This window comes from Shuttleworthella sp. (assembly GCF_057251025.1).
On the sequence record NZ_DBHIDN010000047.1, the window covers coordinates 1 to 2,967 of the forward strand.

Genomic DNA, 2,967 nt, shown 5'->3' on the forward strand with positions numbered 1-2,967 from the left:
AGAGGCGTGGAATCCCTCTTGCGGAGCAGCGGTGCGAGAGCCGAAGCCGTTGTCTCTTTCCGACAAATCCGTCTTCAAGGCCAACTCTTCGGAACTCTGCGCCAGTTGTCCTCCTGTCATTTCCCCGAAGAGAGAACTGAGGCTTTGCATAGCACGACTTCGTTCCTGCTCTTTCTCTTCCATCACCTCTTTCTCATAGGCTTTCTTCTTGTCACCGATCAGTTCGGCTGCCATCGGGTCAGGGACTTCCGTGTTGAACCCCTTCGCCTGTTTCTCCCCTTCTTTCTCCGATGGAGCGAAGATGAGCCACATAGAGCCTGCAAAAAGCAGAAACATCAGGGGGTAAATGATAAACTTCTTTCGCCTTTGTCTCTCTTCCTCCGTCAGCTCAGGCGAGGTGCTCGTATCGGAGGCTGTCTTTCTTTTGAATGGGAACATAATCGTAATACTTTAATAGGTTGATACTGTCTTTGGGATAGAGCCGCCTTACTTCAGGGGCTTCTATATGCTCGATTGCCGGTAACGTTTCCTCTTCAGAGTCTCCGTCTGAGAAGATACGGTACAAACCGTTGAAGAAAACATAGTTGGCAAGTATGGCGAAAAAGAGAAGCATCGTCAGGACGACATACAGCCTCAGATGAGCGGGGATGCGTCCGCACAGGCGGCGGAGCCTTGCCTCCGCTCCCTCCTGCATCATTCGGAACAGACTTTTCTTTTTCATCGCTTACGGGTACTGATGTCCTTGTTCTCCACAATCTCGAATCCTTCGATATTGAAGCCGTTCGGATTGTCATCGCTGCGGCTCGTATTGAGCAGGCGGCATACGGTCACGAGACTGCGCTCGGTCACGTTGGTGGCACGGATAATCATCTGTCGGGCATACGTCCGTACCGCATAGGGATAGCGGTCGAAGTCACAGAGTACGCTGTCCACCTGCACGACCTGATTGATATTTCCCGCCACGATACGGTTGTAGTACCCTTTCTCAGAGAAATCCCGATAGTAATTGTAGGCACTCTTGTCCGCCAAGAGCAGCGCACGGGAGATATTCCCCTCAATGGCACTCTTATCGGGCGAAAGGGTGAAGAACAGCTCGTGGAAGCGGCGCACATGCTCCTTGGCTTCCGCGGGTCTGTTCTGCGACAGATCCTGCGACAGGGCGAGCATCAGCGACTTACCGCCATCCAACACATAGATTTTCTGCCTCTGGGCTTCGGCAAAGGAGTAGGCACTCCATACCGAATACCCCGCAAGGAGAGCACACAGGCAGACGACGACCAAGGTAAAGAGGCGTATCTGCCTGAAACTTGTTTCAATATTCTTTAATGACTTAAATTCCATAGCTTTTCATTCTTATTTATTATTCGGGAGAATTTCCGCTTCTCCTGCGGAAAAGCTGCCCTGCCACCTCCTTGGCTTTATGTCCCGCACTATGCAAGACCTGTTTTCCGTGTCCTCCGGCAAATCCACCAACGGCTCCGCCCGCAGCACCTGCGATACCGGCACCCTTTCCTGCCGCATAGTTCACGTTTTTACCGTAGTTACCCGCTCCTCCGGCTTGTATTACCCAGCCCGCAACTGTCGGAATAGTGAAGTAGCCGATGATACCGATAATCATAAAGACGAGGTACACCCCATTCGAAGCATCTATCGTATAGGTGGGATCATTCTGTAACTGCGTGATGTCGTGTTTGAGCATCAGTTCCTGAATCTTTGCCAGCATCGAACTGAACAAGTCCGCCACAGGTAGCCACAGATAGATGGAGATATACCTCGTGAACCATTGCGTGAGGGTGCTTTGGAAACCGTCCCACACGGAGATGGCAAAGGCTATCGGTCCCAAGATGGAGAGGACAATCAGGAAGAATGTCCGAAGCGTGTCGATGAGCAGGGCGGCAGCGGCGAAAAGCAGTTCCAAGAGCTCCCGCACCATATTGCGGAACCATTTCTTGAGGTTGTACATGCTGCGTTCCACGTACATCCCCGCCATTGTCGCCATATCCGAGGGAGAGATACCGAGTTCATCCAGTTTCTTGTCAAACTCTTCGTTACTCACCAGATAGGCTGTTTCGGGATTCTTCACCATCGCCTCGTATTCCAGCTTGTCCCGCAACTTGCGGTATTCGTCCATGCTGAAAGTCTGCTTTTCGAGCATCTTGTGTGTACCCTGCACGACGGGACTAAGCACGCCGTTGATGGTCTCCAGCACCATCGGAAAGAAGAGGATGCAGAGACCGAGAGCGAACGGACGGAGCAAAGGATAGACGTCGATGGGTTCGGCACGGGCAAGCGTCTGCCATACCCTGAGTGCCACATAGAAGAGTGCGCCCAAGCCCGCAATGCCTTTGGCGACGCCAATCATGTCACCGCACATCGGCATCATCTCCGTGTAAAGCGAACGGAGCACCTGATGCAGGTTGTCAAATTCCGCTCCCATACCTACCAATACCTTTCGTTATCCGTTCCATAGAGCGAGAGCACCCGGTCGGTGTCCTGCTGCTTCTTGGCTCTGAGATAGCTCACGGAGATGTTCTTGTTCGTGTAGTAACGCACAAGGTTGCGGTAGTCCCTGATTTCCTTGTAGCAGCGATCTACCACGTCCATACGCTCCTTGTCGGTCATCTTCAGCGTGGTGATGTTCACCACCTGCTTCAGTTCCTTGAGTAGGTTGTTGCTTTCTCCGAGCAGTTTGGTGTAGCCGTTGGCAATGGCGACCAGCTCTTCCGGTCGGAAGTTCGGGTCGGAGAGCATCTTCTTGTAGTTCTTCACATAGATATCGGAGATTTCTCCGACCATCAAAATCGTCTCCTTTACCCGTTGGGCGTCCCGCACGAGGTTGTTCACCTTTTTCAGGGCATCGTAGTATTTCTTGCTCTCATTGTAGAGCTTCTCGACCTCCTTGAAGTTGTCAAGCGTGTTCTTGACCGTCTTGGAGGTCTGCACGATTTCCTTGGTCGTGTTGATGAT

Annotated in this window: 5 protein-coding genes; all 5 read right to left on the minus strand. The window is 52.1% G+C overall.

Annotated elements, in window-relative coordinates; translation table 11 throughout:
- On the minus strand, window positions 1-312 hold a 312-nt coding region (locus ACO5R6_RS07520), incomplete at its 3' end, for a hypothetical protein (protein ID WP_485626564.1).
- Between the two features lie 76 nt (window positions 313-388).
- Complete coding sequence (locus ACO5R6_RS07525) at window positions 389-721, minus strand: TraL conjugative transposon family protein (protein ID WP_485626565.1); 333 nt, start codon at window positions 719-721, stop codon at window positions 389-391.
- Complete coding sequence (traK, locus tag ACO5R6_RS07530; RefSeq protein ID WP_021666057.1) at window positions 718-1,341, minus strand: conjugative transposon protein TraK; 624 nt, start codon at window positions 1,339-1,341, stop codon at window positions 718-720. The genes ACO5R6_RS07525 and traK overlap by 4 nt, the downstream gene beginning before the upstream one ends.
- A gap of 19 nt (window positions 1,342-1,360) precedes the next feature.
- Window positions 1,361-2,437, minus strand: a complete 1,077-nt coding sequence (traJ, locus tag ACO5R6_RS07535) for a conjugative transposon protein TraJ (protein WP_270776919.1) — start codon at window positions 2,435-2,437, stop codon at window positions 1,361-1,363.
- Window positions 2,438-2,439: 2 nt separating this feature from the next.
- The coding region (locus ACO5R6_RS07540) for a DUF4141 domain-containing protein (RefSeq protein WP_485626566.1) at window positions 2,440-2,967 on the minus strand (528 nt) is incomplete at its 5' end.

Bases quoted from the DNA above. Each gene is read 5' to 3' on its own strand.
- traJ (WP_270776919.1), bottom strand. From the start codon at position 2,437: ATGGGAGCGGAATTTGACAACCTGCATCAGGTGCTCCGTTCGCTTTAC.
- ACO5R6_RS07525 (WP_485626565.1), bottom strand. From the start codon at position 721: ATGAAAAAGAAAAGTCTGTTCCGAATGATGCAGGAGGGAGCGGAGGCA.
- traK (WP_021666057.1), bottom strand. From the start codon at position 1,341: ATGGAATTTAAGTCATTAAAGAATATTGAAACAAGTTTCAGGCAGATA.